Annotated in this window: 6 protein-coding genes; all 6 read right to left on the reverse strand. The window is 62.1% G+C overall.

The window, feature by feature from the left end; all coding sequences use genetic code 11:
- Positions 1-9: 9 nt before the first annotated feature.
- Positions 10-363 carry a hypothetical protein gene (locus Q4P21_RS14420; protein WP_303389433.1) on the reverse strand — a complete coding sequence of 118 codons (354 nt, stop codon included), beginning with the start codon at positions 361-363 and terminating at the stop codon, positions 10-12.
- A complete protein-coding gene (locus Q4P21_RS14425) occupies positions 360-953 on the reverse strand; it encodes an Asp23/Gls24 family envelope stress response protein (protein ID WP_303389434.1) in 594 nt (197 codons plus the stop codon). The genes Q4P21_RS14420 and Q4P21_RS14425 overlap by 4 nt, the downstream gene beginning before the upstream one ends.
- Positions 950-1519 carry an RNA polymerase sigma factor gene (locus tag Q4P21_RS14430; RefSeq protein ID WP_303389435.1) on the reverse strand — a complete coding sequence of 190 codons (570 nt, stop codon included), beginning with the start codon at positions 1517-1519 and terminating at the stop codon, positions 950-952. The genes Q4P21_RS14425 and Q4P21_RS14430 overlap by 4 nt, the downstream gene beginning before the upstream one ends.
- A gap of 106 nt (positions 1520-1625) precedes the next feature.
- Entirely contained in the window at positions 1626-1883 is a 258-nt protein-coding gene (locus Q4P21_RS14435; RefSeq protein WP_303389436.1) for a GlsB/YeaQ/YmgE family stress response membrane protein, read from the reverse strand.
- Positions 1884-1955: 72 nt separating this feature from the next.
- Positions 1956-2567, reverse strand: coding sequence for a hypothetical protein (locus tag Q4P21_RS14440; RefSeq protein ID WP_303389437.1), 612 nt, complete (start codon positions 2565-2567; stop codon positions 1956-1958).
- Entirely contained in the window at positions 2564-3160 is a 597-nt protein-coding gene (locus tag Q4P21_RS14445) for a hypothetical protein (protein WP_303389438.1), read from the reverse strand. Before Q4P21_RS14445 ends, Q4P21_RS14440 begins: the two co-directional genes overlap by 4 nt.
- Between the last annotated feature and the right edge of the window lie 70 nt (positions 3161-3230).

The following is a 3230-nucleotide window of genomic DNA, read 5'->3' on the forward strand; positions in this document are numbered from 1 at the left end:
TGGGGAGGTTCACAGGCCTATCGCGGCGATCTCCACAACGGCCTTGACCTCGGTACCGGGGCGCCGGGCACAAACATGGGCGCGGATCCCCTCTGCAACCAGCTTCGCTACTACCGGCGCCGGTTGGGCCCCGCTCGTGCCAATCCGCACCCGCACCGTGGTGAGGGTGCGCCCGGTGTCACCGCTCGCGGGGCCTCCCTCTTCTGAGCACACCACAAACGTCGTAGGCACGTCGTCGCCCTCCGGGCCTAGAAGCGCACCGACTTGTTTGAGCACATTCATCCACAAGGGATCCGCCGAATATACGGTGGACACGCCTTCCATCGTCAGCACCAGCTGGTGGAGCTCGTCTTCGAGGCTCATTGCCGTCCCTCCTCGAGCGAATCTTGCTCATCATCAAATGGTGGACGCATATCCGTAAATGCCACATGCACCGCAGTCACATTGAGATCGGTCTGCACCAAGAGCTCGGCAAAGACTGCCGACCGCAATTGCTCCGCCAGCGTCGGCAACTGGTACCCATAGCGAGCAGAAACGTTGATTCTCACTTCCACCGGCGCACTGGCGGTACCGATTTCGCCCTCCAGACGGCAGCGGCCAATCAGCACCCCGCCCAGCGCGTCCCCCACCGAACGAACCAGTGCAATGACGGCTCCTTCCGTCTCGGTCAGCTCATCCATTCCTTGTCCGCGTAGGGGAATCGAGCGCCCGGCACGAGTTTCCAAGCGGAGGTTGGCCAAAATGCCATCGAGCCAGCCGGAGTCGTCGTCGGCTGTTGCTGCCATGTCCTCGTCGAACAAGTCCTTTGCTGCGGCGCTGAGGCTGCGCAGTCCGGCAAGACGTGCCTGGCACTGTGGGCAGTAGTCAATATGCTCTGCGTCAGGGCTGGCACCGGTGTCCAAATAGTCGCTGAGGTCCTCGATGCTCCGGCCGCAGTCATGCGTGGGGTTCATCGCCATTCCTCCATTTCCGTCACAAGTCTGGTTCGTGCCCGTGCCAGCCGGCCGCGCACACTGGTCACGCTGATGCCCAGCGCCTCGGCGATCTCCTCGTAGGATTGGCCGCCAAATTCTTTCAGGACCCAGCATCTTCGCTGTTCCTCAGGCAACCGGGCCAAGGCACTGTTCAAGGCCGTGCGCGTGGATCCAACAACGGCCACATCTTCAGGGCTCGCCTGGTGATCTGCTTGATCCGGCTGATCTGCAAAGTTCTCGTGCGATTTTCTACGCCGGCCCGTGTCAATGGCCCGGTGTCCCACAATCCGCATGAGCCAAGCCTTCACCGCAGCCCCGTCTTTCAGGCTGCCGATGTCCTTCCATGCCGTGATCAGCGCATCCTGCACCACGTCGTCGGCCTCCTCAGGCGATCTGACCAGACGCCGTGCGTAGGCGCGCATCAGCGGGGCATGCCTTCTGGCCAGTGTTTCAAACGCCGCGACGTCCCCGTCACCGGCCCGTTCGGCCAAAACCGCGTCAGGGGCATCGGCCAGTTTGTGTGGCAGGTCCTGCAATCGTTTCACCCGCTAGCGTCCTTTCGTCAATTTCTTGGCTCCACATGCTTGGGGGCGAGCCTACAGGCACCGCCACCCGGCCAGCGGCAGGCGCCTACCGGATGGCGGTGTGCGTTTATTTCCGGCCCCGGATGGCACCGTAGACAGCTGCGACAACCAGACCGCCGCCAATGGACAGCAGCCAGGTTTTGATGTTGAAGAACGAGCCCAAGTCAACGTTGAAGATCAACGTTCCCAGCCACCCGCCCACAATGGCGCCCACCACGCCCAAGATGATGCTGGTGACCCAACCGCCGCCAACCTTGCCCGGCATGACGGCCTTGACGATTGCCCCAACAATGAGGCCAAGAATAATGAAAGCTAAGAAACCCATGGTGTTCTCCTTTTATGCGAGTGATTATTTACTTCGTGGTGCCCCCACGTCAGACGCAGCGTTCTTGATTTCTCACGCCACGCGTTCAGAACGGGCAAATCTGGTGCGCGTGCCGGCCTTGATGTGGACCAGCACGGGCAGCTGGGTGCCCAGCAGTTCATCCATCCCGTCCACCACATGGCCGACTGCGGTTCCCACCTCGGCGGGTGAGGCGCCCTTGCGGGCCTGGACAATGATCTTGAGCCCCGCACCGCCGGCGGATCCGCGGGTTTTCCAAGATTGAACCGACGTTGAAAGGACCTGCGTGTTCCTTGCCAGCGACGCTTCGATGATCTGGGCCGCCACAGCAGCGTCCACAGACGTGTTTCCCGTTGCGTCTGTCTGCTCTGCCAGCTGGTTGGTGCGGCCTTTGCCTTGCGAGGAAATCCACGTCACCAGCATTACTGCAATGAGCAGCAGCAGCACCAGGGCTGCCACAGTCCACCAGCTGGTGTCCATTCCCGGAATCCGGGCCGCAGCAAGATTTTCTTGGATGCTCGCCCAGACTTGGGTACCGGTGGCGGTCCAGTTCCGGGCAAATGCCGTGTTGGAGCCGGCCAGCACGGCGACGGCTCCGGCACCGATGAGCACAAGTCCCATCATGGCCAGCAGTGTGCGGTTCAGTCCGCGGTGGGTGCCGTTCATGATCCCACCGCCCGGTGCGTGGTGGTGGAAACATCCACGAACATGGACTGGCGCAGACCGTAGCTGGAGACTTCGCGTTCCACGGCGTACTTCACGGACTCCTTGTCCACTGTGCGCCCGGAGCCCGGCCGGACCACCACGTCAATGCGTTTGCGTCCAACACTGCTGGTGACCTGTTCGGGCGCCAACTGTGCAGCCGTGCGGGCCGTCCTTGACACGGCTGCCGCCAACACCTCACCGTCAACCACGACGGCGAACCGGTCGTTGTCCACGATGTGCCGGGGTTTGCGTCCAGGCAGAATGGCAAGTGCAAGTACTGCAATTCCAGCCAGGACCAGAATCCCGCCGGCCGCCGTGAGAGCGGCCGGAATGGTCGCCGTTCCCAACGAAGCCGTGCGCAGGGCCAACTCCGTCGGGGAGAGCAGCAGTGCGCTGTTCCCGGTTGCCGAGAGAACAAGTTCCACGGCAAGCCACAGTACTGCCAGTAGCAGCACGGTGGCGGCAACGATGGACCAGGCTGCGCGACTGGACCGTATTTCCCGGCGGTTCATCCTCATGATCAACCGCGGTTCAGTAGCCTGAAAACTGCTCATTGGACCCTCCTGGAAGATACATTCTGTCCATCGTGAATGCCGGTCAACCGGACGTCCACGCGGCCAACGT

Origin of the sequence: Arthrobacter sp., from assembly GCF_030540645.1 — a bacterium.
GTDB lineage: Bacteria > Actinomycetota > Actinomycetes > Actinomycetales > Micrococcaceae > Specibacter.